At 71.2% G+C, this 25549-nt stretch carries 30 protein-coding genes and 1 tRNA gene; 21 read left to right on the top strand and 10 right to left on the bottom strand.

The features are described 5' to 3' along the window. Positions 1-4: 4 nt before the first annotated feature. Positions 5-1258, bottom strand: coding sequence for a DUF1906 domain-containing protein (locus VHU88_14570; protein ID HEX3612906.1), 1254 nt, complete (start codon positions 1256-1258; stop codon positions 5-7). A gap of 221 nt (positions 1259-1479) precedes the next feature. Further along, positions 1480-4179 carry a pyruvate dehydrogenase (acetyl-transferring), homodimeric type gene (gene aceE, locus VHU88_14565; GenBank protein ID HEX3612905.1) on the bottom strand — a complete coding sequence of 900 codons (2700 nt, stop codon included), beginning with the start codon at positions 4177-4179 and terminating at the stop codon, positions 1480-1482. A 306-nt stretch (positions 4180-4485) separates the two neighbouring features. Between aceE and VHU88_14560 the strand changes: the two genes are divergently transcribed. From VHU88_14560 to VHU88_14535, 6 genes are all read left to right on the top strand, one after another. Further along, on the top strand, positions 4486-4917 hold the full coding sequence (locus VHU88_14560) for a DUF3052 domain-containing protein (protein HEX3612904.1): 432 nt from the start codon (positions 4486-4488) through the stop codon (positions 4915-4917). A 44-nt stretch (positions 4918-4961) separates the two neighbouring features. Beyond that, positions 4962-5468: a peroxiredoxin gene (locus VHU88_14555; protein HEX3612903.1), complete on the top strand. Its 507-nt coding sequence runs from the start codon at positions 4962-4964 to the stop codon at positions 5466-5468. 30 nt (positions 5469-5498) lie between these two features. Continuing rightward, positions 5499-5570: transfer RNA gene (locus VHU88_14550), tRNA-Val, on the top strand. A 106-nt stretch (positions 5571-5676) separates the two neighbouring features. Then, a complete protein-coding gene (locus tag VHU88_14545; GenBank protein ID HEX3612902.1) occupies positions 5677-6672 on the top strand; it encodes a substrate-binding domain-containing protein in 996 nt (331 codons plus the stop codon). A gap of 145 nt (positions 6673-6817) precedes the next feature. Beyond that, positions 6818-7078, top strand: a complete 261-nt coding sequence (locus VHU88_14540; GenBank protein HEX3612901.1) for a hypothetical protein — start codon at positions 6818-6820, stop codon at positions 7076-7078. A gap of 28 nt (positions 7079-7106) precedes the next feature. Then, the gene (locus tag VHU88_14535; GenBank protein HEX3612900.1) at positions 7107-7613 is read left to right on the top strand and encodes a DUF664 domain-containing protein; all 507 of its coding nucleotides are present in this window, start codon (positions 7107-7109) and stop codon (positions 7611-7613) included. A gap of 9 nt (positions 7614-7622) precedes the next feature. On the opposite strand, the gene VHU88_14530 is transcribed toward VHU88_14535, so the two are convergent. Together VHU88_14530 and VHU88_14525 are read right to left on the bottom strand one after the other, a co-directional pair. Further along, the gene (locus VHU88_14530; protein ID HEX3612899.1) at positions 7623-7820 is read right to left on the bottom strand and encodes a hypothetical protein; all 198 of its coding nucleotides are present in this window, start codon (positions 7818-7820) and stop codon (positions 7623-7625) included. 27 nt (positions 7821-7847) lie between these two features. Continuing rightward, positions 7848-8198: a hypothetical protein gene (locus VHU88_14525; GenBank protein HEX3612898.1), complete on the bottom strand. Its 351-nt coding sequence runs from the start codon at positions 8196-8198 to the stop codon at positions 7848-7850. Positions 8199-8314: 116 nt separating this feature from the next. On the opposite strand from VHU88_14525, the gene VHU88_14520 reads away from it, so the two are divergent. The 3 genes from VHU88_14520 (at position 8315) to VHU88_14510 (ending at position 10136) form a co-directional block, all read left to right on the top strand. Further along, positions 8315-9013, top strand: coding sequence for a hypothetical protein (locus VHU88_14520; GenBank protein ID HEX3612897.1), 699 nt, complete (start codon positions 8315-8317; stop codon positions 9011-9013). A 213-nt stretch (positions 9014-9226) separates the two neighbouring features. Continuing rightward, positions 9227-9694 (top strand): ATP-binding protein, encoded by a 468-nt coding sequence (locus VHU88_14515; protein HEX3612896.1) that lies wholly within the window; start codon positions 9227-9229, stop codon positions 9692-9694. Between the two features lie 124 nt (positions 9695-9818). Then, positions 9819-10136, top strand: a complete 318-nt coding sequence (locus VHU88_14510) for an STAS domain-containing protein (protein ID HEX3612895.1) — start codon at positions 9819-9821, stop codon at positions 10134-10136. A 21-nt stretch (positions 10137-10157) separates the two neighbouring features. Here the strand turns inward: VHU88_14510 and VHU88_14505 are convergent, their stop codons facing one another. Continuing rightward, positions 10158-10802, bottom strand: a complete 645-nt coding sequence (locus VHU88_14505; protein ID HEX3612894.1) for a hypothetical protein — start codon at positions 10800-10802, stop codon at positions 10158-10160. A 152-nt stretch (positions 10803-10954) separates the two neighbouring features. On the opposite strand from VHU88_14505, the gene VHU88_14500 reads away from it, so the two are divergent. The 3 genes from VHU88_14500 to VHU88_14490 all read left to right on the top strand — a co-directional run bounded on the left by VHU88_14500 (position 10955) and on the right by VHU88_14490 (position 12320). Then, on the top strand, positions 10955-11422 hold the full coding sequence (locus VHU88_14500; GenBank protein HEX3612893.1) for a hypothetical protein: 468 nt from the start codon (positions 10955-10957) through the stop codon (positions 11420-11422). Between the two features lie 269 nt (positions 11423-11691). Beyond that, on the top strand, positions 11692-11925 hold the full coding sequence (locus VHU88_14495; GenBank protein HEX3612892.1) for a hypothetical protein: 234 nt from the start codon (positions 11692-11694) through the stop codon (positions 11923-11925). Then, positions 11922-12320, top strand: coding sequence for a type II toxin-antitoxin system VapC family toxin (locus tag VHU88_14490; protein HEX3612891.1), 399 nt, complete (start codon positions 11922-11924; stop codon positions 12318-12320). The genes VHU88_14495 and VHU88_14490 overlap by 4 nt, the downstream gene beginning before the upstream one ends. Here the strand turns inward: VHU88_14490 and VHU88_14485 are convergent. Beyond that, a complete protein-coding gene (locus VHU88_14485; GenBank protein HEX3612890.1) occupies positions 12314-12487 on the bottom strand; it encodes a hypothetical protein in 174 nt (57 codons plus the stop codon). The genes VHU88_14490 and VHU88_14485 overlap by 7 nt on opposite strands. A gap of 293 nt (positions 12488-12780) precedes the next feature. On the opposite strand from VHU88_14485, the gene VHU88_14480 reads away from it, so the two are divergent. From VHU88_14480 to VHU88_14470, 3 genes are read left to right on the top strand one after another with little or no spacing between them, the layout of a single operon-like run. After that, complete coding sequence (locus tag VHU88_14480) at positions 12781-13416, top strand: MEDS domain-containing protein (protein ID HEX3612889.1); 636 nt, start codon at positions 12781-12783, stop codon at positions 13414-13416. Further along, entirely contained in the window at positions 13413-15161 is a 1749-nt protein-coding gene (locus VHU88_14475; GenBank protein HEX3612888.1) for a helix-turn-helix domain-containing protein, read from the top strand. Before VHU88_14480 ends, VHU88_14475 begins: the two co-directional genes overlap by 4 nt. Positions 15162-15197: 36 nt before the next feature. Then, a complete protein-coding gene (locus VHU88_14470; GenBank protein ID HEX3612887.1) occupies positions 15198-15578 on the top strand; it encodes a limonene-1,2-epoxide hydrolase family protein in 381 nt (126 codons plus the stop codon). Between the two features lie 7 nt (positions 15579-15585). Here the strand turns inward: VHU88_14470 and VHU88_14465 are convergent, their stop codons facing one another. Both VHU88_14465 and VHU88_14460 read right to left on the bottom strand, forming a co-directional pair. Next, positions 15586-16746 carry a thrombospondin type 3 repeat-containing protein gene (locus tag VHU88_14465; protein HEX3612886.1) on the bottom strand — a complete coding sequence of 387 codons (1161 nt, stop codon included), beginning with the start codon at positions 16744-16746 and terminating at the stop codon, positions 15586-15588. 216 nt (positions 16747-16962) lie between these two features. Continuing rightward, positions 16963-17187, bottom strand: a complete 225-nt coding sequence (locus VHU88_14460; protein ID HEX3612885.1) for a hypothetical protein — start codon at positions 17185-17187, stop codon at positions 16963-16965. Between the two features lie 278 nt (positions 17188-17465). Between VHU88_14460 and VHU88_14455 the strand changes: the two genes are divergently transcribed. The 6 genes from VHU88_14455 to VHU88_14430 are packed head-to-tail and all read left to right on the top strand — an operon-like array spanning position 17466 to position 22032. Then, positions 17466-17750, top strand: coding sequence for a hypothetical protein (locus VHU88_14455; protein HEX3612884.1), 285 nt, complete (start codon positions 17466-17468; stop codon positions 17748-17750). Between the two features lie 34 nt (positions 17751-17784). Beyond that, a complete protein-coding gene (locus VHU88_14450) occupies positions 17785-18978 on the top strand; it encodes a Nif3-like dinuclear metal center hexameric protein (protein ID HEX3612883.1) in 1194 nt (397 codons plus the stop codon). 26 nt (positions 18979-19004) lie between these two features. Next, a complete protein-coding gene (locus tag VHU88_14445) occupies positions 19005-19718 on the top strand; it encodes a C4-type zinc ribbon domain-containing protein (GenBank protein ID HEX3612882.1) in 714 nt (237 codons plus the stop codon). Further along, on the top strand, positions 19715-20887 hold the full coding sequence (locus VHU88_14440; protein HEX3612881.1) for a bifunctional RNase H/acid phosphatase: 1173 nt from the start codon (positions 19715-19717) through the stop codon (positions 20885-20887). Before VHU88_14445 ends, VHU88_14440 begins: the two co-directional genes overlap by 4 nt. Continuing rightward, the gene (locus VHU88_14435) at positions 20884-21513 is read left to right on the top strand and encodes an NUDIX hydrolase N-terminal domain-containing protein (GenBank protein HEX3612880.1); all 630 of its coding nucleotides are present in this window, start codon (positions 20884-20886) and stop codon (positions 21511-21513) included. The genes VHU88_14440 and VHU88_14435 overlap by 4 nt, the downstream gene beginning before the upstream one ends. Before the next feature lie 45 nt (positions 21514-21558). After that, the gene (locus VHU88_14430; GenBank protein ID HEX3612879.1) at positions 21559-22032 is read left to right on the top strand and encodes a VOC family protein; all 474 of its coding nucleotides are present in this window, start codon (positions 21559-21561) and stop codon (positions 22030-22032) included. Here VHU88_14430 and VHU88_14425 read toward each other — a convergent pair. Both VHU88_14425 and VHU88_14420 read right to left on the bottom strand, forming a co-directional pair. Then, positions 22025-22915 carry a transglutaminase family protein gene (locus tag VHU88_14425; GenBank protein ID HEX3612878.1) on the bottom strand — a complete coding sequence of 297 codons (891 nt, stop codon included), beginning with the start codon at positions 22913-22915 and terminating at the stop codon, positions 22025-22027. The genes VHU88_14430 and VHU88_14425 overlap by 8 nt on opposite strands. Continuing rightward, positions 22912-25518, bottom strand: coding sequence for a circularly permuted type 2 ATP-grasp protein (locus VHU88_14420; protein HEX3612877.1), 2607 nt, complete (start codon positions 25516-25518; stop codon positions 22912-22914). Before VHU88_14420 ends, VHU88_14425 begins: the two co-directional genes overlap by 4 nt. Positions 25519-25549: the final 31 nt, after the last annotated feature.

The raw sequence follows: 25549 nt of genomic DNA, 5'->3' as shown, positions 1-25549 counted from the left end.
GGAGTCAGTTGCAGATCGGCAGGGCCCGGGTGGCGCGGGCGCCGGAGCCGAGGTTGTCCGCGGCGATCCAGGCCAGGTCGGGCAGCCGGAGCCAGTCGGGGCGGGCGGCGTCGCGGCAACTGACCCAGGCCAAGGCACCGAGGGGCAGCATCCCGCCGGCCCGGTGCCCGAAGCCGGGCCCGATCCGCAGGACGGCCCCGGCCGGGGCGACGACCGACTGCGGGTAGGCGCAGCCCGGCAACGCGGTCGCGGTCGGGACGGCCAGGTCGGAGTCGACGACCCAACTGCCCGCGACCAGTTCGTCCCACAGTTGGTCGTCGGCGCTGCGCAGGCGGCAGACCACCTTGGCCAGGCCGCCTCCGGACACCGTCCCGGCACGGCCGGCGTGGGTGTCCGGAGCGTGGTGCGCGACAGCCTTGCGTGGTCCTACCGGGATGGTCGAGGCCACCGTGGCGACCGGGGCGTCCAGGGCGTCGGCATCGACCTTCAGGGTGATGCCGCCGTGCTTCTCGTAGTGGTTGCCGCTGTACTGCTTGGCCCGCTGGTGGCCGGACCACCGGTTGTCCGGGACGGCGCGCCAGCCGGTCATCGTCGTCGTGCCGTCCCAGTGGCCGGCCCAGATCGCGTCGAGGCGGGTGTACTCCGGGTCGACGTAGCGGGCGGCGGCGTCGGCGATCGCGGAGTTCAGGTTGCCGTACATCCCGGCCAGGTAGCCGTGGCGGTGCAGCCCGTTGCTCCAGCCGGAAAGGTACTGCCCGACCGCCTTGGCGCAGGCCGCGTCGCCGAGGTGGTAGCTCTCCATGTCCTCGTAGATCGCGCTGCCGGGGCGCAGGCCGAGCTTCTGCGCGGCCGCGACGGCGTGGTCGGCCTCGGTGGCGCCCTGGGCGCGCGCCTGGTTCGGCTTGATCGCCGCCTTGGCGACGTTGTCCCGGCACGGCGCCTGCAGGCCGAGGTCGATCGGCAGCAGTCGCCAACCCATGTCGGTGACCCTGTTGACCCACTCCGTCGTCAGTTGGGTCTGCCGGCAGCCCCGGTTCGCGCCGCTCAGGTAGATGCCGACGGCGTGGTACTCCGACGTCCGCCAGGCCTCCATCGTGGAGGCGGGCGGGGTCTCGCAGGTGTCGAAGGCCAGCCCCGAGTACTGGGTCACCGCGGCGCCCGGCGGGTACACCGGGCCGGTGGCGGCCGCCTCACCGCCGGCGTGCGCGGCCGGCCCGTAGAACACGGCCACTGCCCCGCCCACCAGGAGCAGTCCCACGGCGAGTAGGCCGACGGCCCGGTCGCGCCGCTTCGCGCAACAGAGACCACGTGGCATGACGGCCTTCCGGTCGGGGGACTGACCCGGGAAAGCCTAGGGACCAGAGTTGCAAATGTGACGGATGTGACTCACGGCGCGTCGCCCCCTCGCCGCACTCCTGCTGCCTGTCCCACCCTTCGGGACGCGCCGATACGTGGGACAGGCAGCAGAAGTCGGATGATTCAGGTGTCGCCGCCGGCCTCGGTGGCCGTGGTGGCGGTGACGTCGGCCAGGCGGTAGCGGTCGAGGGCCTCGCGGACCGTCTCGCGCTTGACCTCGCCGCGGCGGGCCAGGTCGGACAGCGTCTGGACGACGATCGACTGGGCGTCGACCTTGAAGTGCCGACGCAGCGCGGCCCGGGTGTCCGAGCAGCCGAAGCCGTCGGTGCCGAGCACCGAGAAGTCGGTGTGCACCCAGCGGGAGATCTGGTCCGGCACCGCCTTCATCCAGTCGCTGACCGCGACGACCGGGCCCGGGGCGGACTCCAGCGCCTGGACCACGAACGAAATCCGGGCCGGCTCCTCCGGGTGGAGCAGGTTGTGCTCGTCGCACTCCATCGCCTCGCGGCGCAGCTCGGTCCAGGAGGTGGCCGACCAGACCGCGGCCGCCACGCCCCACTCCTGGGCCAGCTCGCGCTGCGCGTCGAGCGCCCAGATCATCGCCGGGCCGGAGGCCAGGATCTGCGCCGCCGGCGCCGTCTCCGGCAGGGCCGGTGCGGCGGCGTAGCGGTACAGGCCACGCAGGACGCCTTCGACGTCGAGGTCGGCCGGCTCGGCCGGCTGCAGATACGGCTCGTTGTAGACCGTCAGGTAGTAGAAGACGTCCTCGCCGTGCGGGTGCTCCGGCGAGCTGCCGTACATCCGACGCAGGCCGTCCTTCACGATGTGCGCGACCTCGAAGCTCCACGCCGGGTCGTAGGCCACGCACGCCGGGTTGGTCGAGGCCAGCAGCTGCGAATGGCCGTCCTCGTGCTGCAGACCCTCACCGTTGAGCGTCGTGCGTCCGGCCGTCGCGCCGAGCATGAAGCCACGGCCCAACTGGTCGGCGAACGCCCAGGCGGCGTCGCCGGTCCGCTGGAAGCCGAACATCGAGTAGAAGATGTAAACCGGGATCATGTGCTCGCCGTGCGTGGCGTACGCGGTGCCCGAGGCGGCCAGCGAACCCATCGCGCCGGCCTCGCTGATGCCCTCGTGCAGGATCTGACCCTGCTTCGACTCCTTGTACGACAGCAGCAGCTTGCGGTCGACCGCCTCGTAGGTCTGGCCGTGCGGCGAGTAGATCTTGGCGGTCGGGAAGATCGCGTCCAGGCCGAAGGTGCGGGCCTCGTCCGGGATGATCGGCACGAAGCGGTGGCCGATCTCCGGGTCCTTGATCAGGTCCTTGAACAGCCGGACGAATGCCATCGTGGTGGCCACCGACTGCTTGCCCGAACCGCTGCGCAGCTCGGTGTAGACGGCGTCGCCGGGCAGCTTGATCGGCTTCGGGTTGACCGTCCGGCTCGGCACGTAGCCGCCCAGCGAACTGCGCCGGTCCTGCAGGTACTGGACCTCCTCGGAGTCCGCGCCCGGGTGGAAGTACGGCGGCAGTGGATCCTCGAGGGCCTCGTCCGTGATCGGCAGGTGCAGCCGGTCGCGGAACTCCTTGAGGTCGGCCTTGGTCAGCTTCTTCATCTGGTGCGTGGCGTTGCGGGCCTCGAAGCTCTTCAGCGTCCAGCCCTTGATGGTGTGCGCCAGGATCACCGTCGGCTGGCCGACGTGTTCCTGGGCGGCCTTGAATGCGGCGTACACCTTGCGGTAGTCGTGGCCACCGCGGGACAGCTTCATCAGCTGGTCGTCGGTCAGGTGCTGCACCATCTTGCGCAGCCGGGTGTCCTTGCCGAAGAACGTCTCGCGGATGTACGCACCGTCCTCGGTGGTGAACGTCTGGAACTGGCCGTCCGGGGTGGTGTTCATTGCGTTGACCAGGACGCCGTCGACATCCGCGTGCAGCAGCGGGTCCCAGTCGCGGCCCCAGATCACCTTGATGACGTTCCAGCCGGCGCCGCGGAAGTAGCTCTCCAGCTCCTGGATGATCTTGCCGTTGCCGCGGACCGGGCCGTCCAGGCGCTGCAGGTTGCAGTTGATGACGAAGGTCAGGTTGTCGAGCTCCTCGCGGGAGGCCAGGCCGATCGCGCCCAGCGACTCGGGCTCGTCCATCTCTCCGTCGCCGAGGAATGCCCACACGTGGCTGCGCGAGGTGTCCTTGATCTGACGGTTCAACAGATAGCGGTTGAACCGGGCCTGGTAGATCGCGTTGATCGGGCCCAGGCCCATGGAGACGGTCGGGAACTCCCAGAAGTCCGGCATCAGCCGCGGGTGCGGGTAGGACGGCAGGCCGCCGCCCGGGTTGGTCAGCTCCTGCCGGAAGCCGTCGAGTTGGCTCTCGCTCAGCCGGCCCTCGAGGAAGGCGCGGGCGTAGATGCCGGGGGAGGCGTGGCCCTGGATGAAGACCTGGTCGCCGGACTCCCCGCCGGTCTTGCCGCGGAAGAAGTGGTTGAAGCCGACCTCGTAGAGGCTGGCGGAGGAGGCGTAGGTCGCGATGTGGCCGCCGACGCCGATGCCCGGGCGGTTGGCGCGGGACACCATGATCGCGGCATTCCAGCGGATGAACGCGCGAATGCGCCGCTCGATGAACTCGTCACCGGGGAACCACGGCTCGGACTCCGACCCGATCGTGTTGATGAAGTCGGTGCTGCGCAGGCCGGGGACGCCGACCTGACGCTCCCGCGCCCGCTCGAGCAGACGCAGCATCAGGTATCGAGCCCGCGCACGGCCTGCTGTGTCGACCACTGAGTCCAGCGACTGGAGCCATTCCTGCGTCTCCTCGCCGTCCACGTCGGGGATCTGGGTGGGTAGCCCGTCGCTGATGACTGAGAAACGTTCGCGTCCCGTTGCCACGCGTTACTTCCTTCTTCCGGCGGGAGCGCTGATCGAGCGCCTCCGAGCGAGCAGTGTGCTCCCATCGTTGTCGGTCGCGCCCGTCGGCGCATCTCTACCCTCGGGTAGCCGACTGTGTGATCGCTCATCCCGACGCCGGCATCGTCCGGCCGGGGTACTTGCCTTCGAGCCTCCGGCGCGGTGGACTACGCGTGAGTAGAAGGTCCACTACGCGACGTGCGCATGCACGAGTCGAAGGGGGAGGGCACTTCCGTGAGCGCGAGCGCCGACGGCGCCGGCGGTACGGTCTCCGGGCGGCTCGGGGTCACTCCTGGCCAGGTGATCCAAGAACTCGGCTACGACGACGACGTCGATCATGATCTGCGCGCCGCGATCGAGGACCACATCGGCGGCGAACTGGTCGAGGAGGACTACGACGACGTTGCCGACGCGGTGCTGCTGTGGTGGCGCGTCGGCGACGGGGATCTGGTCGACGCGCTGGTGGACGCGCTGTCCTCGCTGGCCGATGGCGGCGTGATCTGGGTACTGACCCCCAAGGCGGGTCGGGACGGCCACGTCGAGCCCAGCGACATCGGCGAGGCGGCCCCCACCGCGGGGCTGGCCCAGACCAGCCACGTCAGTGCCGCGCCGGACTGGTCCGGCACCCGCCTGGTCGCGCCCAAGGCCGCACGCTCCAAGCGCTGACGGCGTCGTCTCTTCGCTGCCCCGCACGGCGCGAAGGAGGAACGGTGGCGTACCGTCAATGCATGGCTCTGGAGGGCAAGCCGGTGGAGATCGGCGACCGTGCGCCCGACTTCACCCTTCGCGACCATCACAACGTCCAGATCGCACTGTCCGACCTGCGTGGGCAAGCGGTCCTGCTGGTGTTCTACCCGTTGGCCTTCACCGGGATCTGCTCCGGTGAGCTCAACCTGATCCAGTCGGAGATCGACGCGTTCCAGAACGAGCGCACCCAGGTGCTCGCGGTCTCGGTCGACTCCCCGTACGCGCTGCGCGTGTTCTCGGACACCCAGGGTCTGAGGTTCCCGCTGCTTTCGGACTTCTGGCCGCACGGCGCCGTGGCCACTTCTTACGGCGTCTTCGACGCCGACGCAGGCGTGGCGACCCGGGCGACATTCCTCATCGACTCGGGGGGCGTCGTGCGCTGGAAGATCGTGAGCGATCTCGGTCGCCCGCGTAATCAGGCCGATTACCACGCCGCTCTCGCTAATCTCTACGCTGCCGAGTTCGCCTGAGCCGCGCGTGAGCGTGCGACGGCCGACCCGGGGCGCATAGCTCAGCGGTAGAGCACCGCCCTTACAAGGCGGCTGTCGCAGGTTCGACCCCTGCTGCGCCCACTGGCAACACGGTCCGAGATACGGTCAAGCGCGTTCGGCCTACGTAACCGCGACCTCCGGAGTTGCCGTGCGCCGTCGCCGCGATCGCTCCGGCTGCCGATTCCGATTGGCCGCCTGCGTCGCTGCCGGCGCGCTGGTTCTTCCCGCTGCCTGCGGCGATGACCACGACGCGGCCGGTCCGACCGTGGCCCCGACCGCCGGCCCGAGCGTCGACCCCAACGCGGTCGTCATCGGCCACGCGGGCAGTTTGAACGGGCTGGTGCAGGACAAGCTGACCGCCGCGATGGCCGCTGCGGGGATCGCGATCCACAGTGAGCCGGGCGCCTCGCTGGCAGCGGCCCAGAAGATCAAGGACGGCACGCCTACCGAGCTGTACGCCACCGCGGACGCCAACACCAACAAGGTGCTGATGGGTGCGGCCAACGGCGACAAGGTCCGCTGGTTCGCGACCTTCGCGAGCAACTCCGTCGTTGTCGCCTACAGCCTGATCAGCCCGAAGCTGGCGGACTTCGAGAAGGCCGAAGCGGGCAAGACCACGTGGTATGCGCCGCTGGAGGAGAAGGGCGTCCGGGTCACTCGTAGCGATCCGGATACCGATCCCGGTGGCTACTTCACGGTCATGGTGGCTCAGCTCGCCGGCTTGGACGCCAAGGACCCAGGTCTGAAGAACCGCCTCCTGGGGGACGATCGCAACCCCGCTCAGGTGCGCCCCGGGGCCGCCGGCCAGCCCAAGAGCGGCGCCATCGATGCCTCGTTCATGTACCGCACCCAGGCCCTGGCCGCCGGGTTGCCATTCGTCGAGCTGCCCAAGCAGATCAACCTCAGCGATCCCAGCCAGAACAAGAGCTACGCCCGCGCGACGTTCACAACCAAATCCGGTATCACCTACACCGGCGCCATGATCGCCTACAGCATCGCTCCTGTTGAAGGTGCCGCACACTCCGCGCAGGCCTTGCGCATCATCGAATTCCTGCTCTCCGACGAGGGTCAGAAATTGACTCGATCCCTCGGGTTCTTGGCTATACCGGTGCTGATCGGCGGCGACCGCTCTGCCGTCCCGCCCTCTGTCGCGAAGTACGCGGCCGGGGACTGGCCTGGGTAGCGTCGCCGCCCTCGTCGAGGGCAAGGCCGTCGACCGAAAGTAGAAACGGCCACGACGCCGCCGTCTTGCGCGACGGGCGGCGCCCGGAGGACGCTTCCAGGTGAGCGGTGTCCCAGACCCCGGCGTGGCTCGAGGAGGCACGGCGGTGAGCGATGCAATCGTCGATCCCGACTGGCTGGCCCGGGAGCTCGACAAGATCACCACCGATCTGGAACTGCGCTTTCCCACCTCCTTGCCGGGGGCGGTGCGTGCAGCCGTCAACGAGGCGTCGCGACGAGTTTCGTCCACCGCGAAGATCTCCAACTGTCTGCCGGTCCTGATCCCCGCGCGCCGTCGAGATGCTGGGCAGCGCGTCGCCGATTGTGTGACCCGCCGCCGGATGGTTTCCGTCCTGGTTCGCGGTTGAACCCGCCGATTGGTGGCAGTCGGCAGGCATGGATGTCGCGCAAGTTCTGCTGGAGTTCCTCGACCGGATCCCCGACGCGGTGCGTGCCGGGGTCGGGGAGCTGGATGCCGCTGGGCTGCGCCGGGCGCCGGGGGACGGCAATCCGGTGGGATGGCTGGGTTGGCACCTGACTCGGGTGCTCGACGACCACGTGGCCGAGGCGTTCGACGTCCGGCAGGTCTGGGTGCGCGACGGCTGGGCGCCGCGGTTCGGGTTGGCCGCGGGTGCGATGGACACCGGTTACGGTCACACCCGGGCGCAGGTCGAGGCGCTGGCGCCGGAGGGTGCGGCGGTCGTCGTCGAGTACCTGGTCGCCACCCACGCCCAAGCGCGGTCCGTCATCGCCAAGGTCGACGCGGCCGAACTGGAGCGCGTCGTGGACCGCTCCTACGATCCGCCGGTCACGTTGGGCGTGCGCCTGGTCAGCGTGGTCGAGGACTGCCTGCAGCACGCCGGACAGATGGCGTACGTGCGGGGCCTGCTCAAGTCCTCCTGAGCGCCAGGGCTACACCGACTGCGGGTGGATGATGCTCGCCGGTTCCCCGTCGGGCGGGAGTCCGGACGCGGTCGTCTGCGGTCCGCCGACCGTGGGCGAGATTCGTTGCGCCACCCACTTGATCTTCTCGTAGTGCTCGCGACCGGCACGGGCGCCGAGGGTGTAGCCGATGCCGACACCACCGAGGAAAACCAGCTTTCGCAACACGTCGACCTCCCGATCGCAGTTGGTGGATCAGGTGGACCCGTGATCGACGGCCGCGCCGCTGAGTACCTGGTCTATCCGGGCCGCAGCCTCCAGGTGATGCACCGTCAGATCGCCCGCGCCCGGTCCGAGCACCATTCGCAGGCTGCCGTCGGAGTCATCCACGGTCAGGTCGGCGCCGGCACCGGCGGCCTCGCGAACGCCGTCCCGCAGCGCCCCGCGGCTGTCGTCCGCGACTGCGAACTGGCGCACCAACGAAGTGCCGTGCCGCTGCCAGCCCGGCAGGCCGTCGAGGGCCTCGTCGACCTGGTCGGGGCCCAGCGCGGCCGGGTCCGACCCCAGCCCGGGGATCGGGTTGCCCTTCGGATCACGAACAGTCATGTGTCCCGGTTACCCCGCACCGGCGCGCCGAACCGCCCGCCGGTGTGCGCCTCGGGATTGCGGATGCCTGGAGCGGATAGCCTCGATCGACGCACACCGCCCAAGGGGGAGCCGAATTGCCCAGCAGTACCCGTTCTTCCGACGTGACCACCGCCGCGCAACCGGACGGCCGGTGGAAGTTGCCCAGTTCGCCCGGGATCGGCGGCTCCATGATCAGCGGACCCGCGCGGTTGGTCGACCAGTTGGTCAGTCAGGTCCCCCGGGTACTCACCTCCGTGATCCACCGACTCACCGGACGGGACAGCGCCCCCGCGCCGCGGGCGACCGCCCCGGACCCGCGCAAGTCGGCACCGCCCCGCGGGCCGACGACGCCGGTGCTGCGCAAGCCGGAGCCTGTTCGCGAAGCGGCCGCGCCGGTCCGGCCTGTGGCTGCGCCCGCTCCGAAAAAAGCAACGCCCGCAACGGAAGCGGCCCCGCCGGCGGCTCGGAAGGCGGAGCCGACTCGCGAGACGGCCTCGCCTCGGGCACCGAAGGCTGCGGCCCAGCCCGTAGCTCGCAAGGCCGCAGCGACGGCGCCGGTCGCCCGCAAGAAGCAGGCCCCGGCCGCGCGCCGTGCACCGGCCCGTAAGGGATTACCCGTCAAGGACTACGAATCGCTGTCCGCAGCCGACGCCATCACCGCGATCCGCTCCCTGTCCGAGGTGGACAAGGTGGCGGCGATCGCCAAGCACGAGCAGGACAACAAGGCCCGGGTCACCGTGATCAACGCGGCCGAGCAGCGCGCCCGCGGGCTGTCCGCGCCCGGGGCCGACTGACCAAGGGCGCGGCGGTTCTCCCGGGCCCGGGGATGCTGCCCATCGTCGGCGTGGCTCGGAGAGCCGCTGGACCTCGGTGGTGCAAACCCGCGGCAATAGTTTGAGAGCCATGTCTCTCCGATCACCGGACGAAGCTTCCGGGTGGGTCGGTGCGGGTAGGAGGACCTTCGTCCGCGACAGCGCCGAACCGGTGCGCAGCAGGGAAGGGGGTCCGTGAACACGACGCGACGGGAGTCGTCCAGACCGGTGCCCTCGTGCTCGGGCAACGGACCCCGATTCTGCGTCGAGCTCGACCCGGCGCGGCGAGCCGGCGAGATGGCCCTGGTGCGCGACGCCATGAGGGAATGGCTGCGTGAGGCCGACGTCGACGACCGCGTCGCCGCGGAGATCCTGGTCGCCGCCGGCGAGGCGTGCGCGAACGTCCTGGAGCACTCGGGTGCCCGACGTACCGACGCGGCCCCGGCGGGCTGGATCGAGGCCTGCCTCGACGACGGCTTCGTGCACGTCGTCATCGCGGACAACGGGCGCTGGATCGAGCGCAGCCCAGCGGCCTTCGAGCGCCGCAACCGCGGCCGGGGCAGGCTGCTCATGGCCGGACTCATGGACGAGTGCGAGATCTCGACGAGCGGTTCGGGCACGACGGTGACGCTTCGCAAGGCGCTACCACCCGGATCCCGCTGACTCGCTTTCGCCGGGTTCTCGCCACCGACCGGACCCGGTCGACGGACGAGTGCCTTTCGGCGATGATCAGCAACTCTGCACCGAGCCTGTTTCTGCCCGCACGGACCGACCGAGGAGTTGACTCGTGACGCACGCCGCACCGCAACGGCTGGAATTGAGCCGCGCTCCGGACGGGACGATCGTGCTGCGCGGCGAGGTCGACATGACCACGGCGCCGGCCCTGCGCGCGGCGCTCGTCGGCGGCCCGGATGGGCACGACGGCGCCCTGCGGATCGACCTGCGCGAGGTGACGTATCTGGACAGCGCCGGGCTCTCCCTGCTCTACGACCATGCCCGTCACCTGCACCTGATCGCGGCGCCGAACACCGCTGTCGCGACCGTCCTCGAGATCGGCGGCCTGGTCGCGGCGGCCACCGTGGAACTGCTGCCCCCGGGGTCGTGACGTCGACCCGGAGCCGACGGGTCACCGCGGTTCCGGACGGTCCAGGTTCCAGTGCCGGGCCGCGGAGGCCAGGCGCGGACCGTCCGCATCGTCGCAGGTCAGGATGAATCGGCTGATCGTGCGTTGCCCGCCCTCGTGGTCGCCGTAGAGCAGGTCCAGGGTCAGCACCTCCTGATGCTCGATCGCCCGCCGGACCACCCGGAAGACCTCGTCGTCGGTGTCCCGGAACGCACCCTGCCAGAACCCGGTGTCACCTGCCGGCACGTAGATGTCGCGCCGCAACAGGCGGAATTCCCGCTCCTCCGGCGCGTTGGAGTCGGCGTCGCGGGCCGGTCCGATCGACCACCCGTGCAGCACGGCCAAGCCTTGGCCCACGTTGCGCAGGGCCACCGCGAGGTAGATGGTTTCGGACGCAATCTCGGTGACCGCGTACCCACCGGGCACGGCCACCCAGTGCCCGTCCGCGTAGCCCACCTTCTCCTCCGGGTCCTGGACCCGGGAGGGCAGCAGCGCCGGCCGCAGTCCGGCCAGCAGCGACCGCTCCGCGGCCCGCGCGGCCCGGTTCGCCGACCGGACCGAGGCGTACGTCGCGCTCGCGAGCAGCACCGTCCCACCCCCGGTGGCCAGCGAGGACGCGGTTGCCCAGTCCAATCGTCCGCCCGCCACCTCTCCTGCTCACGCACCTCGCGAGAGTCTGCCCGGCCGGCGCCGGTCCGAACCCGCGCACGGTCGCGGCCCGGCTCCGGTATCGCAGCGAATGGGCTGAACCGACCGGGGTATCTCGGGGGTTGATGAATCAGCTCATGGGGAGGTTCTTGATGGCCACGACCGACGTACCGCTACCGGGGAACACGCTCGACGCCGACGTGCTGCGGCACCTCGCGGAGGCGTGCAGAGACTTCCGTGCAGTGAACGTGGAGCGGGTCGCGTTGTTCGAGGCCGCCACGGTGTCGGCCAAGCTGCCACGGGACGTCGCCGAGCGCGACGGCCGACTCGGCGCGCTCGGGCTGACCCCGTACTGGGGTCCGGCCCCGGCGCGACTGGACGCCTACACCGCGGCGACGTCGTTCCTGAAGGAGGCCCGGCGCCGGCGGGAGGCCAGCCGGGTGCCGGTACGGGCCTCGCGGCTGGCACAGCGCGTGCACGGCGGCACCAGCGCCGCGTCGTACGCCCGCCAGTGGCGCTCCGCACGCCGGGCGGTGGCCGAGTCGGCGCCGGAGACCTCGCCGGCGGCCCCGGCCGAGGACCCGGCCGAGAAGTTGTTGGAGCCGGCCGGCGAGGCCTGACCCGCGCGCCCGCTGCACCCCTGCAACTCCAGGACCGGCACACCGAAACCGCGGTGGTTGCTGCAGGCACGCAAGCGTGGCTTGGCACGTCCGACAACCGAGACTTGCGCGACTCGCGGTCCTCCCTTTCGGGCGCTGTACTTCTCGGAACCCAGTACCGCCGCGCCCCCGTCGGGCGAGGCGAACCGCCGGGACCGACTCGGGAACGGCTCACCCTTGACAGTGTATGCAGATTGCATGTCCTGCATCGAAACGCATACTCTCGGTGCATGCCACTCGTCCAGGTACGCGATGTCCCCGAGGTCACGCTGCGAGCGCTCAAGGCGCGCGCCGCCGAACGCGGCCTCACGCTCAGCGCTTACCTACGCGGCGAACTGGACAGGATCGCGGCCGTACCGACCAACGCAGAGATCGTCGAGCGACTGGCCCGGCGTAACCGGCGCGGTGGGCCAACGGTCGCCGACACTGTGGCGGAGATCCGCCGGACCCGCGAGGCTTCGTGATCGTCATCGAGTCGTCAGCGATGGTCGACGCGCTTGTTGACGATCCGGCCAACCCGGAGTTGCTGGCCCTCATTGCGGGCAGCGATCTGCACGCGCCCTCGCTGATCGATTACGAGGTGGCGAGCGCGCTGCGGGGTCATCTGCTCGGTGGGAAACTTGCCGAGGAACAACTCGAGGATGCGACCGAGGACTTCACCGCGCTGCACATCGAGCGGTATCCGTTGTCAGCCATGATCCGCGATGTCCTGGACCTGAGGGAAAACTTCACGGTCTACGACGCGGCGTATGTAGTGCTTGCGCAAGCGCTGGAGGTCCCGCTGATCACCGTCGACGGCAAGCTGGCCGCAGCTCGCCAGATCGGTGTCGACGTACGCGTTCTCCGACCGCCTCAGTAGCCGCCGGCCGCCGGATCGGTGTTCACCTCTTGGACCGGCTGCGACAGCGTCACTGGGAACGTCTGCACGGTGACCGTCGGCACGGTCCTGGCGAGCTCCCACGCCAAGCACATGCACAAGGCGGAAACCACTGCGCTGGTGACCGTGACCCCCACGTTCACCCGCATACCGCTCCCGCCGCCCCGTCACCAGCACGACTGCCGCGTGTCCAACGACCCCAACGGCGCCGGTCCGAGCGGCGCAACCCATGACCGGACGTACTCGAACCGGCTCAGATCATCCGGCTATTCCCTTGGCAGGGTCCCCACGGCCGGCGCGTCCGTGGTCGTCCGGGTGCGCCGGGGCGGCTGAGCGCGGCGGATCCCGGCCCGGCAGGGGAACCGGGTCGACGGCTCTCGTCCCGCAGGACGAGGCGCGAACCCCCGGCGGCAGCTAGTTTTCGGCGGGGAGGCGCCGGAAGATGACTGTTCCCGTCGGGCAACCGCCCTCGGACCTGGACTCACCGGGCGAGGGCGCGCACTTCGCTGTGCTGTGCGCCGATCCGGGCGAGCGGCAGAACCTGCTTGCCACCTACCTCGCCGGGGCTGTCCGCCGGGGTGAGAACGCGGTGTGCGTGACCGCCGAGGCGCCCGAGGAGCTGCGCGCGCGGGTGGCCCGCCGGACCGGCGGTGACCCCGCCGCGGGGGTCGACGTGGTCCCGACCGTCGGCTCCTACCTGCACGACGGACGGTTCTCCGGGGAGTTCATGCTCGGCTGGCTGGCCGAGCTGGCCGCCCAGTCCCCGATCGGCAGCACAGAACCGCGGGGGTGCATCGCCGGGGTGCTGGACTGGGTGGACGACCTCGACCCGGCCGGGTATCAGGACCTGTTCCGCTACGAGTCGACGTTGAACCTGCTGGCCCCCACCTCCCGGCACAGCCTGGCCTGCTTCTACGACTTGGCCCGGCTGCCGGCCGCCGAGGTCGTGAACGTGATGCGGGCCCATCCTCGTCTGGTGGTTTCCGGTCAGGTCTGGAACAGTCCGTTCTACGACGACGAGGACCTGCGGCCCTTGCCGTTGCCGGACCCCGGCGGCCCCGCCGGTGGAACCGGTTGACCAGGTACCCACTCTCGGCCGAGCACGGAGCGCCCCACATGCTCGACACCGGCACGGCCGGTTTCTCCGGTGACCCGCGCCTGGTGGAGCTGGCCCGTTCCGGCGCGGCGCCACCCGGGATGGCGTGCACGGACCTGCACAAGCTCACCCTGCTCTCGATGCTGATGACCGAGCGCCCGGAGCGGGACATCGTCGAACTCGCCCTGGCCACCGTGCCCACGCTGCTGGCCTGCGACGACGTCCACCTGCACCTGACCGAGGGCGGCTGGATCCCGGGCCCGCCGAGCGACGCGGCGCTGGCCGCCGTGCCGGCTGCCGACGCCGAGGGCCTGCCGGTGCGGTTGGCCGGCGCGACGGCCGGCTGGGCGGTGCCGGTGCGCAGCCTGCGGCTCGCGCTGGGCCACCTGGTGGTCGTGGGCCCGGCCGAGCCCGACGACGATGCACTGTTCGCCGTCCAGGTCCTGGCCCAGCAGTTGGCCGTCGCTCTGGACAACGCTCGCCGGCACGCCCGGGAACTGGCGCTGGCCGACGAGCTCGCCGTGGTCAACTCGAGCCTGGCCGACAAGGTCGACCGGGTCGGCCGGATCCTGCACATGCACGAGCGGCTGATCACGGTGGCCGCCGACGGCGACGTCGCGGCGATCACCGCGGCGGTGGGGGAGCTGACCGGGCATCCGGTGGCCCTGGACGTCGGCGACGGGACTCTGGATCCGGCCACCGGCGACTGGTCCGGCCAAGTCGCACGCTCCCCACGGGCCCGCGAGCGGCTCGTCGAGCGGCTGCGCCGCGAGCCCCGTTCGGTGCGCGACGGCGACCAGTTGGTCGCCCTGGTCGGGCGCCGCACGCCTGCCGCCGCACTGCTGCAACTGGCCGACCCGGGCCGAACTGCAGGCGACTACGAGGCGCTGGTGCTCGAGTACGCCGCCGCGATCGCCGCCGTCGAACTGGCCCGATCGGCGAAGTTGTCCGCGGCCGAGCGCCAACTGCGTGCGGATCTGGTCGACGAGCTGCTGCTGGGCATGCCGGAGGCGGTGGCCCGGGCCCGGGCCGAGGCACTCAGCGTCGACCTGGACGCGCCTCGTCGGGTGGTCCTGCTGCGCCCGGCCTGCCCGCAGGCCGACCCGGTGTCCCTCGAGTCGCTGCGCAGCGCCATCGGACGGCTGCTCGGCCGGCACGCCGAATCGGTCCTGTCCGTCGTGCGCGGACGTGAGCTGATCTGCCTGGCCCCAGCTGCGCTGTCCTGGACCGACAGCCTCAAGGAGCTGCGGACCGAGGCCGGTGTCGGACCGTGGCGGGTGGCCGTCGGCAGCTTGTGCCGGAGCGTCCCGCAGTTCCCGACCAGCCTGCGGCACGCCCGACAGGCCGCCGCTCTGACTGAGCACACCGACCGGGAACTGGTGTGCTTCGACGATCTCGGCATCCATCGGCTGCTGGCGCTGAACAACGACGCCGGCGACCTGGACGACTACATCGAGGAGTGGCTCGGCGCGCTGATCCAGTACGGCAGCCGCAACCACGCGGCGGCCGACCTGGTCGGGACACTACGCAGTTACTTCAACTCCGGAGCCTCGATCACCGGCACTGCGGGAGTGCTGCACCTGCACGAGAGCACCGTGAAGTACCGCCTGCAGCGCATCGTCGACATCACCGGGCACGACCTGTCGGACCCGGCCACCAGATTTGCCATGCAGGTCGCCGTCCACGCGCTGGAGGCCCGAGAGGCACTCGGACCCCGAATTGGCTGAGTGGGCGGATTTCCCTTACGAGCAAGGAGTTTCGCGGTGAATGCTGAGCTGGTCGTAGCCGATTTCTTCGCGCGCCTGGACGTGGCCGACTTCGAGAAGAGCCGGCTGGCCTTCGGCGAGTCGATCACCGAGGACTGCGTATGGATGAACAGCGGATTTCCGACGTGTGAGGGCAAGGCGGCCTGTCTGGGCTTCTGGGACGGGTTCAACCAGGCCTCCGGCTTCGTCGGCCTGCGCGTGGAGATGATCGCGGCCGCCGTGACGGGCACCACCGTCGTGACCGAGCGGATCGATCACCTGCTGAACGCGGCCGGCGAGGTCTTCGCCTCGATCCCGTTGGCCGGGGTGCTGGTCGTGCGCGACGGCAAGATCGCCGCCTGGCGCGACTACTTCGACCCGCGCCCGCTGATGGGCTGAGGGATCCTCAGCGGGTGAACCCGTAATCGGTCGCGTTGCTCCACTGCGGGTTGGCGGCCTCCCAGGCCTTCCAGCCCGGGATCGACGGGTCGAGCTTCTGGAACATCATCCAGGCGAACTGGAACAGCTTGCGATCGGTCGACGAGCGCACGATGTCGGCGTTGGCGTTGCACGTCCACACGCCTTCCTGAAGGCCGCGGCACTCGTCGTAGACCAGGAACTGGCCGAACCCGGGCATCCCGGTGTTGGCGATGGGGTAGCCGCCGAAGTTCTCCCCGGAGTTGGCCCGCCAGTCCAGGATGATCGCCGGTCGGCCGTCGACGTAGCTGCGGCCGCGGATCACGTGGCCCAGCACGGTCTGCGGGTGCTTGTGCGGGAACCATTGATCGGGCGCATAGGGCAGCATCGGCTCGGCGACCGGGCTCTCCGAGACCGACGGGAAGAACCGGTTGGTGATCTGGCCGCCGGCCTGAGTCGGGGTGAACAGCCGCTTGCCGCCCCAGATGTTGGCGGCGACGAAATCCTGGCCGGGCCGGCTGAAACCGCCGTCCGGGCAGCCGAACTCGGCAGGCGTGGGGAACTCGTACTCCGGCGAGCCGAAGTAGTACTCGCCCATCCGCGGCCAGACGTTCATGTCGGTGCACACCGGGCCGCCGTAGACCAGCGTGTCCGGGCCGAACATCGGGCCGCCCTCGCCCTCCCAAGCGAACAACTGGCGCTTGACTGCCTCCGGCGCCAGGATCTGCGCCTCCTCGGTTCGGTGCCAGTGGCCGTTCCAGTCCGAGCAGGCTTCGCCGAGTTGGTCCGCGGTCCGGAACCCGGAGTTGGGGTGGGCGGCTTTCCACTGCACGGCGAGCGGGTCGAGCACCGCGCCGGCCGGGCGCACGGCTGGCTGCTGATCCGGGTTGGGCACCAGCGGGCAGTTGTCCAACCGGTTCGGGATCCCGTCGTGGTCCCAGTCCTCGTCCCCCCAGGCGCCGGCCGGTTCGGCGGGCGGGACGGGCCGCGACAGGCGCGGCTGGTCGTCGGGGCAACCCCAGTCGCCGCAGGAGGCGCCGGCCGCGGCGGCGGTCACCGGCACTCCGAGCAGCAGTCCCGCTATCGCGACCGCGGACAGCGACCTGCGCACGGCTGCCGTCCGGGGGCGACGTGACGAGTGCTTTGCCATGGTCGACTCCTGCCGGTGTCGCGTAACTTACCGTTGGTAAGTACGCTCACCTTGGCACGGTCCAGCCGCCGTTTCAAGAACGAATCGCACTGAACTGCGCGAACCGGACCCCCGACTCCGGATGCGCCTCGCGCGCTCGGCCGGAGCGCCCGGGTCGGCGTCCCACCGGATCTGACGGCCAGTCAGAAGCATTGCCCGGTTGCGGACCGGTGCCGATCAGGTCGGTCGTGGGGCCTGCGGCACGCGCTCGCGGACGTACTGGACGAAGCCGCGGACCACGCCGGCGGCGCGGAACGGACGCAGTACCGCCGCGATCGCGAACAAATGCAGGCAGATCACGAGCTCCGTCGCGACCAGGGCCCCGAAGCCGTCGCCGCTGTACGCGCCCATGTGGTCCCACGTCCCGGCGACCAGCCCGAAGGGGTCGAGCAACCTGATCATTCCCACGCTTCCCTTGCCGATGTTTTGCACCTTCGACGTAAATTCCCCACCCCGTGGTTTCCGAATCTTCGGTGGAATTCGAGGGCACAAGCGATTCGCACTGGGAGAGCCGTGGACATCGGCCGAACGGACGACCGCCCCCGGCGTCCGGGTGAACCGAACTGGGAATCCGGCACGCCCTGGGTGGATTTGCCGTATCTCGGAACCGAACACCCACCACGGCGCGTCTCAGTCCCACTGCGCGCTGCAGCGGCGGCGGGCGAGAGGGGAGCGGGCTGATGGTCGTGCTTGGTCTGGACAGGCCAGTCGGCACCCAGCGTTTGTTGCTGCGCCGTGTGTGGCAGCCGATCGAGTCCGCACCGGCAACCGTCTCCCGCCACGACGCGGTCGGGTTGGGCCTGGCCCTGCTCAACTGGATGGTCCTGCTGCTGCTCCTGTGCGGCCTGCTGCTGGCCAAGACCCTGCCCACCTCGACCGGAACCGCCGGCTCGGACACCGTCACCGGCGTCGCCAGCGTGACCTGCCACGGCAAGACCTGCTCCAAGGTCACCCCCGTCGGCTGATCGATCCCGGGCGCGGCCCCGATAGCCTCCGAGCGTGCCCGACCGCAGCTCCGCCGACGCCGCGCCGGCTCGTCTCGGCGAGATCGTCGGCATCCTCGCCGGCCGTTACGACCCATCGCTGGCCGCCTCCTGGGACGCGATCGGACTGGTCTGCGGCGACCCGGACACGCTCGTGCGTCGGGTGTTGTTCGCGGTAGACCCGGTGGCGGCAGTGGTCGACGAAGCGCTCGAGTGGGGTGCCGAGTTGTTGGTGACCCACCACCCGCTGTTCCTGCGCCCGGTCCACGGGGTCGCCGCCACGACGCCCAAGGGCCGCGTGGTGCACCGTCTGCTCGGTGCCGGGTGCGGGTTGCTGGTCGCGCACACCAACGCCGATTCCGCCCGCCCCGGCGTCTCCGACGCGCTGGCCGCCGCGCTCGGCCTGCCGGCCGGTCGGCCGCTGGACCCGCTGCCGGGACCGGAGCTGGACAAGCTGGTCACGTTCGTCCCGCACGCCGCGGCCGAGGCGGTCCTGGATGCGCTGGCCACCGCGGGCGCCGGGGCCATCGGGGACTACGACCGGTGCGCGTTCGGCGCACCCGGCATCGGCACGTTCCGGCCGTTGCCCGGCGCGAACCCGGCCATCGGCTCGGTGGGTGCGATCGAGACCGTGGCCGAGACCCGGTTGGAGACCGTGCTGCCGCGCTCGGCCCGCGCCGCCGTGGTCGCGGCCCTGCGCGCCGCCCACCCGTACGAGGAGCCGGCCTTCGATGTGTTCGAGCTGGCCGCGCTGCCCTCGGGGTGCGGCATCGGCCGGGTCGTCGACCTGGACCGCCCGGAGACCCTCGCGGACTTCGTCGACCGGGCGGCCCGTGGACTGCCCGCCACCTCGGCCGGGATCCGCGTGGCCGGCGACCCGGACCGCCCGATTCGTCGGGTGGCGGTCTGCGGCGGCGCCGGCGACTCGCTGCTCGGTGCGGCCGCGGCGATCGGTGCCGATGTGTTCCTGACCGCCGACCTGCGGCACCACCCGGCCTCGGAGGCGACGCAGGGCGGCGGCCCGGCGCTGGTCGACGTCGCGCACTGGGCCAGTGAGTGGCCGTGGCTGGCCGATGCCGCGGCGGTGTTGCGCGACGGGTTGCGCGATCGCCCTGGTCCGGCCGCGACTACGGTGGAGACCCGGGTATCGACGACGGTGACCGATCCCTGGACCCTGCACAGGCCGTACCCGGTCGAGGAGGAACGCTGAACGTCGCGCTCGCGGACCAGTGGCGCTTGCTCGATCTGGCCGACTTGGACCAGCGGTTGGACCGTCTGGCGCACCGCCGCGCCGCCCTGCCGGAGACCGTCACCTGCGCCGAGCTGACGTCGCGTCAGGTCACGGTCGGCGACCTGCTGATCGCCGCCCGGACCGAGGAGTCGGACATCGGCCGGGAGCAGCTCAAGGCCGAGGCCGACGTCGACGCGGTCCGGACCCGGGCGGCGCGCGACCAGCAGCGGCTGGACAACGGGTCGGTCACCTCGGCCAAGGAACTCGAGAGTCTGCAGTCGGAGTTGGTCAGCCTGGCCCGTCGGCAGGGCGATCTGGAGGACGCGGTCCTGGAGATCATGGAACGGCGCGAGGGCGCCGCGACGCGGGCCGGGGAACTGACCGGCGAACGCGACTCGATCGGCGCCGATCTGATCCGGGTCTCCGCCGATCGCGACAAGGCGCTGGCCCAGATCGACGACGAGGTCACCACCTTGCGCGGCGAGCGCAACATGCTGGCCGGCGGACTCCCGGGCGACCTGGTCACGCTCTACGAGAAGATCCGCGCCTCCTCCGACGGCGTCGGCGCCGCGGCCCTGCGCCGCGGCCGCTGCGACGGCTGCCGGGTGGAGCTGTCGACCGTCGACCTGAACACGATCAGGACCGCCGCGGACGACCTGGTGATCCGCTGCGAGGAGTGTCGGCGGATCCTGGTCCGCGTTCCCGACTCGGGGCTGTGACCCGGGCGACCGGCCGCCGCCTGGTGGTCGAGGCGGACGGCGCGGCCCGGGGCAATCCCGGCCCTGCCTCCTACGGGGCGGTGGTCCGCGACGCGGACACCGGCGAGGTGCTGGCCGAGCGGGCCGACGTGCTCGGGGAGACCACGAACAACGTCGCCGAGTACTCCGGGCTGATCGCCGCGCTCGAGGCGGCCTTCGAGCTCGACCGGGACGCCAGCGTCGAGGTCCGGATGGACTCGAAGCTGGTCATCGAGCAGATGGCCGGCCGCTGGGGCGTCAAGCACCCCAACCTCAAACCCCTGGCCTCGCGGGCCTGGTCGCTGATCCCGGCGTCCGAGCAAGTCCGGTGGACGTGGGTGCCGCGAGCCCAGAACGGCCACGCGGACCGGCTTGCCAACGCCGCGCTGGACGGCACGACCGCGTCGGTCGTCGCAGCGCGTCCGGCGCCGGCCGGGGCGGCGGTTGAGAGCGACCCGACGGCGGCCGAGGCGGTCGGCCCCCGGCCGAAGATCATCGGCTGGGCTCAGGACCTCGGCTCGAGCACGACGATGCTGCTGCTGCGCCACGGGGAGACCGAGCACACCGCCGCCCGGCGGTTCTCCGGCGGCTCGTCGGACCCGGCGCTGTCGGAGGTCGGCCTGGAGCAGGCCCGGCGGGTGGCCGCGCGGCTGGCCCGGCGCGGCGGCATCGACGTGGTCGTGTCCTCCCCGATGCGCCGGGCGCAGCAGACCGCGGCGGCGGTGGCACAGGAGCTCGGGCTCACCGTCGAGACCGAGGCAGACCTGCGCGAGTGCGACTTCGGCGCGTGGGACGGGCTGACCTTCGCCGCCGTCCGGTCCGGGTGGCCCGAGGAGCTCGCGGCCTGGCTGGCCGACCCGGCCCTGCCGCCCCCGGGCGGGGAGAGCCTGACCCAGGTCGCCCGTCGGGTCGACGCCGCTCTGCGGCGGGTGCTGGACCGCCGCGCCGGTCGCGGGGTGCTCGTGGTTGCCCACGTCACCCCGATAAAACTGATCATCCGCACTGCTCTGGACGCCCCGATGCACCTGGTGCACCGGCTCCAACTGGCGCCGGCGTCGCTGTCGACGGTGGCCTGGTACGCGGACGGCAACAGCGCGCTGCACTCGTTCAACGACACCGGACATCTGGAGCCGGGGGAGGACGGCAGATGACGGAGCAGCCGGAGAGCGGGTCGGTCTGGCTGAACTGGGCGCGCAAGCTCGACGCGATGGCCCGGATCGGCTCGACGTTCGCAGAGAACCCGTACGAGGTCCGGCGCTACGGCGAGCTGGCCGCGATCTCCAAGGCGATGCTGGTCGAGCTGGCCGCGCGGCCCGACGTCGAGCTCCCGGAGCTGTACCTGCCCAGCGAGGGCTACGTGACCCCGAAGGTCGATGTCCGGGCCGCGGTGTTCGACGACTCCGGGCGGGTGCTGCTGGTGCGGGAGGTGGCCGACGGCCGCTGGTCGCTGCCCGGGGGTTGGGCCGATGTCGGCGACAGCCCGGCGGCCTCCGCGGCTCGGGAGGTCGTCGAGGAGTCGGGGTACTTCACCCGCCTGACGCATCTGGTCGGGGTGTTCGACGCGCACGACGCCGGGACCCCGTTCAGCGCCTACAAGGTTGTGTTCGCCGGGGTGCTGACCGGCGGCACGGCAGGCGGCGACCACGAGACCGACGGGGTCGGCTTCTACGCCCCCGACCAGTTGCCGCCGCTGTCGCACCGCCGCACCCCGCACCGGGTGCTGTCCGCCGCGTTCGCGCACCACGCCGACCCTTCGCTGCCTGCTTTGTTCGACTGACTTCGGGGAAGGTTCCGCGGCGAGACCCGACCCGAGGGAGCGCCGATGACCGGAATCACCCCGTGCCTGTGGTTCGACGGCCGGGCCGAGGAGGCCGCCGAGTTCTACACCTCGGTGTTCCCGAACTCGAAGATCAGCAACGTGGTGCGCGCCCCGAAGGGCGGGACACCCAGCAACGCGGCGGGTTCCGTCATGGTCGTCGAGTTCAACCTGGACGGGCGCGACTTCGTGGCGCTCAACGGCGGGCCGCAGTTCAAGTTCACCGAGGCGGTCTCGTTCCAGGTCCACGTCGCCGATCAGGCCGAGCTGGACCACTTCTGGGACGCCTTCACCGACGGTGGTGAGGCGGGACCGTGCGGGTGGTGCAAGGACCGCTTCGGACTGTCCTGGCAGGTCATCCCGGTCCGCCTGCTGGAGCTGCTCCAGGACCCCGATCCGGAGCGCTCGCAGAAGGCGTTCACCGCGATGATGGACATGACCCGGATCGACGTGGCCGCAGTGGAGGCCAAGGTCAGCTGACCGGGACGACGTCGACCGAGACGTCCAAGGTGCTGCCGGAGCTCTCGGTGAAGATCACCCCGCGCAGTGGCGGGACGTCGCCGTAGTCGCGACCGACGGCGACGACCACGTAGGAGTCGTCGACCAGCTTGCGGTTGGTGGGGTCCAGGTCGACCCAGCCGTGCCCGGGCACGTGGGCCGAGGCCCAGGCGTGCGAGGCATCGGCGCCCTGCAGCCGTGGGCGCCCGGGCGGCGGGCGGGTCTCCAGGTAGCCGCTGACGTAGCGGGCGGGCACCCCGGCGGTGCGCAGGACGGCGACCGCCAGGTGCGCGAAGTCCTGACAGACGCCCTCGCGGCGCGCGAGGAACTCCGCGGTCGTGGTGCTCACCGAGGTCGATCCGCTGACGTAGGCGAAGTCGTCGTGGATGCGCTCGAGGAGGTCGAGGAGCACGACGCCGACCGGGCGGTGCGGGGCGAGCAGGACAGCGGCGAACTCCCGCACCGCCGGGTTCGGGACCACACGTGGTGAGGGCAGCCGGAATGTGGCGGCCTCGATCAGGTCCGGATCGGTGGTCCCGTCGAGCAACTCCCGGATCTGATCACACGTCAGATCACTCAGCTCATGGGGATCCACCGGAGCTCGGCTGACCGCAACCGTGCTCCGCGAGGTGATCTCCAGCCGGGTGTGCACGGCGGTGACGGCGAAGTACGTGGACCGGTTGCCGAAGAAATCGGTGTGGTCGCGCAGTTCCGCGGCCGCCGGATCGACGGTGATCTCTGCGGCCACCCGGCGTTGCCCCTCGCCGTGACGGGGCGTCAGATGCGCCCGGCCGTAGCTCGCCGTGACCTCGTCCTCGTAGTTGTAGACGGTCCGGTGGGTCACCTCGTAGACGCGTTCGCTCATGCGACCGTCCAGCCGTTGGTGGAGGTGTGGGCCGACAGGCTGCGCTGCGGGGCGGCCCGGACGAAGAAGTCGCTCTCTATCGCGTCGGACAGGTCGACGAGGCCGACGGTGATCGCCTCGGCCAGTTCCTGCAGCGCCACGCGGGTTCCGGACTCGTCGGTGGCGGCCACTGCGGCGGTGTCGAGGCCCCGGAGCAGCTCGCGCAGCGCGGCCACCCGCTCGCGCAGCGCTGCCGAGTGCTCGTCCTCCGCGGGCAACCGACCCAGCGCCTCGCCGATGCGATCGAGTTGGTAGGCGATCGCCCGGGGGTTCTCCCGGTCGACGACGATCAGGTCCAGCGCGGTGGCCACCCCGGCCCGGGCGGCGTAGCGGCGCCGGTAGGTGATGATGCTCTCCGTCGCGATCAACACCGACTCCAGAACCAGGCTCTCGGTGGCCGGGTCAGTGGCCGTGCCCAGCGCCCCGCGCAGCAACGCGGCCACCCCGCAGGCCCGTTCGATCCGGCGACCGAGCTCCAGGAACCGCCAACCCGCGTCGCGGACCAGGCTCTCGGCGATCAGGCCGGACAGCGCCAGCAGGCCCTCCATGACCTTGCCGATCGCCGTCGGGGTGGCCGTGTCCGGGCCCCGCGGTGGCGCACCCGGCGCCGGTGGGTCGCCGAGGCCGGCCAACTCGTGCTCCAGGCTGCCGAGCACCAGCCAGGTGTCCGTCGACAGCTGTTCGCGGACCTCACCGGCCACCTCGGTCAGCCGGCGCACCGCGTGCGCCAGCGTGCCCGGGCGGCGGTCGTCCAGGATCAGCGAGCCGAGTTCGCCGGACGGCGCCAGGGCCCGCTTCGCCGCGTCCGGGCCGGTGAACCCGGGCCAGGTCGCGGTCAACGTGGTCAGCGTGCCCAGCAGGGTGGTCAGCGCCGGGGCACCGGCCGGTTCCGGGGAACCGTGGAAGTCGCCCCAGCGGTCGAGCACGGCCCGCAGCAGGCGTGCGGTGTCCTCTGCGCGTTCGGCGTAGCGGCCCAGCCAGAACATGTTCTCCAGCACGCGGGGCGACAACGTGATCGGCACCATCTGCGACGGCGTCGCCTCGCGGACCCAGGGCTGGACGGTCGGGGCGCCGCGGGTGTTGCGGATCCAGACGTCCTTGGTGATCGGGGTGTCCGGCCCGCCGCCCGGACGGCTCTGGCGGACCCCGACCTGCGCCAACCCGCCGGCCATCACCTGGAAGCCGGCCGCGGTTGCGACCGAGAACGTCCGCAGCACCATTTCGCGCGGATGCAGACCGTCGCCCAGGATGCTCGGCGCGGTGCTGCACGCGATCGGTTCCTGCCCCACCCAGGCCCACGGCTCGGACTCGACGCGGGCACGCAGTTCGGCCAGCGCGGAGGCGGAAAGTTCCCAACCCAACGCGGTCTTGCGCCCGAAGCCGCGGGCGATCGGCTTCAGCACCAGTTCGGTCAGTCGGGAGAGCACGAGCGACCGCGACTGCCGGTGCCCGCACCACCAGGTCGGAGCCGAGCGCAGCCGCAGCGGTTCGTCGAGCAGGTCCTGGCACACCGCCGGCAGGAACGGCAGCAACGCCGGGTTCTCCAGCACCCCGGAACCGAGCGAGTTCACCACGGTGACCGACCCGTTGCGGGCCGCCTCGATCAGCCCGGCCACGCCGAGCTCGGAGTCCGGCCGCAGGTCCAACGGGTCGCAGTACCAGCTGTCGACGCGGCGCAGGATCACGTCGACCGGCTCCAACCGGCCCAGGGTCTTCTGCCACACCCGCCCGTCGGTGGCCACCAGGTCCGAGCCACGGACCAACGGGTGGCCCAGCAGCACCGAGAGGAACGCCTGCTCGTAGGCCGTCTCGCTGTACATGCCCGGGGTCAGCAGCACGATCCGCGGGCCTTCGGCCGTGGCCGGTGCGACGTGCTCCAGGCCCAGCCGCATCGCGTGGAAGAACGGACCGAGGCGGTGGATCTCGGCCTGCTGGTGCAGCGTCGGCAGTACGCGGGACACCACCCGCCGGTTGGCCATCACGTACCCGGCGCCGGAGGGCGCCTGCACCCGGTCGGCGACCACGCACCAGGCGCCCTCGCCGTCGCGGGCCAGGTCGGTCGCGGCCAGGAACAGCTGCCGGCCCGACGGCGGCACCACGCGGTCCCAGGCCCGCAGGAACCCCGGGTGGCCGTAGATCAGCTCGGCCGGGATCATCCCGGACCGGATCGTGCGCCGCTGGGAGTACAGGTCGGCCAGCAGACGGTCGAGCAACAGCGTCCGTTGCGCCAACCCGAGTTCGAGGCCGGCCCACTCGCCTTCCTCGACGAAGACCGGCAACGGGTCCAGCGCCCAGGTCTGCTCCTCCGCCGCACTGGGCGGGCGGTAGGTGACGCCGTCCTCGACCAGCAGCCGGGCGGCTTCGGCCGAGGCGGCGGCCAGGCCGAGTGGGCCCAACTCCTCCGCGACCGCCGACAGGTCGCGCCACCCCCGGCGGACGCGGCCGTGGAAGCCGACCATCTCGTCCCACTGCCGGCGCTCGAGGCGCCCAGAGGTCCGCCGGGCCGCGTAGGCATGGATCATCCCCGGCGCGCCGGTTGGCGACCTCGGGGTGGACTGCGGCACGGCGGAAAGCCTGTCATGCCGGACCACCCCC

This window comes from Sporichthyaceae bacterium (assembly GCA_036269075.1).
GTDB lineage: Bacteria > Actinomycetota > Actinomycetes > Sporichthyales > Sporichthyaceae > DASQPJ01.
Note: the sequence above shows the minus strand (reverse complement) of the source record. Positions and strands in the feature narration are given on the sequence as shown.

What these genes read in the sequence shown, in the direction of transcription:
- VHU88_14480 (HEX3612889.1), top strand. Translation starts at nt 12,781, where the DNA reads ATGACTGTTCCCGTCGGGCAACCGCCCTCGGACCTGGACTCACCGGGC.
- VHU88_14500 (HEX3612893.1), top strand. Translation starts at nt 10,955, where the DNA reads ATGGCCACGACCGACGTACCGCTACCGGGGAACACGCTCGACGCCGAC.
- VHU88_14455 (HEX3612884.1), top strand. Translation starts at nt 17,466, where the DNA reads ATGGTCGTGCTTGGTCTGGACAGGCCAGTCGGCACCCAGCGTTTGTTG.
- VHU88_14485 (HEX3612890.1), bottom strand. Translation starts at nt 12,487, where the DNA reads ATGCGGGTGAACGTGGGGGTCACGGTCACCAGCGCAGTGGTTTCCGCC.
- VHU88_14460 (HEX3612885.1), bottom strand. Translation starts at nt 17,187, where the DNA reads ATGATCAGGTTGCTCGACCCCTTCGGGCTGGTCGCCGGGACGTGGGAC.
- VHU88_14525 (HEX3612898.1), bottom strand. Translation starts at nt 8,198, where the DNA reads ATGACTGTTCGTGATCCGAAGGGCAACCCGATCCCCGGGCTGGGGTCG.
- VHU88_14425 (HEX3612878.1), bottom strand. Translation starts at nt 22,915, where the DNA reads ATGAGCGAACGCGTCTACGAGGTGACCCACCGGACCGTCTACAACTAC.
- VHU88_14535 (HEX3612900.1), top strand. Translation starts at nt 7,107, where the DNA reads ATGGATGTCGCGCAAGTTCTGCTGGAGTTCCTCGACCGGATCCCCGAC.
- VHU88_14430 (HEX3612879.1), top strand. Translation starts at nt 21,559, where the DNA reads ATGACCGGAATCACCCCGTGCCTGTGGTTCGACGGCCGGGCCGAGGAG.
- VHU88_14495 (HEX3612892.1), top strand. Translation starts at nt 11,692, where the DNA reads ATGCCACTCGTCCAGGTACGCGATGTCCCCGAGGTCACGCTGCGAGCG.
- VHU88_14435 (HEX3612880.1), top strand. Translation starts at nt 20,884, where the DNA reads ATGACGGAGCAGCCGGAGAGCGGGTCGGTCTGGCTGAACTGGGCGCGC.
- VHU88_14465 (HEX3612886.1), bottom strand. Translation starts at nt 16,746, where the DNA reads ATGGCAAAGCACTCGTCACGTCGCCCCCGGACGGCAGCCGTGCGCAGG.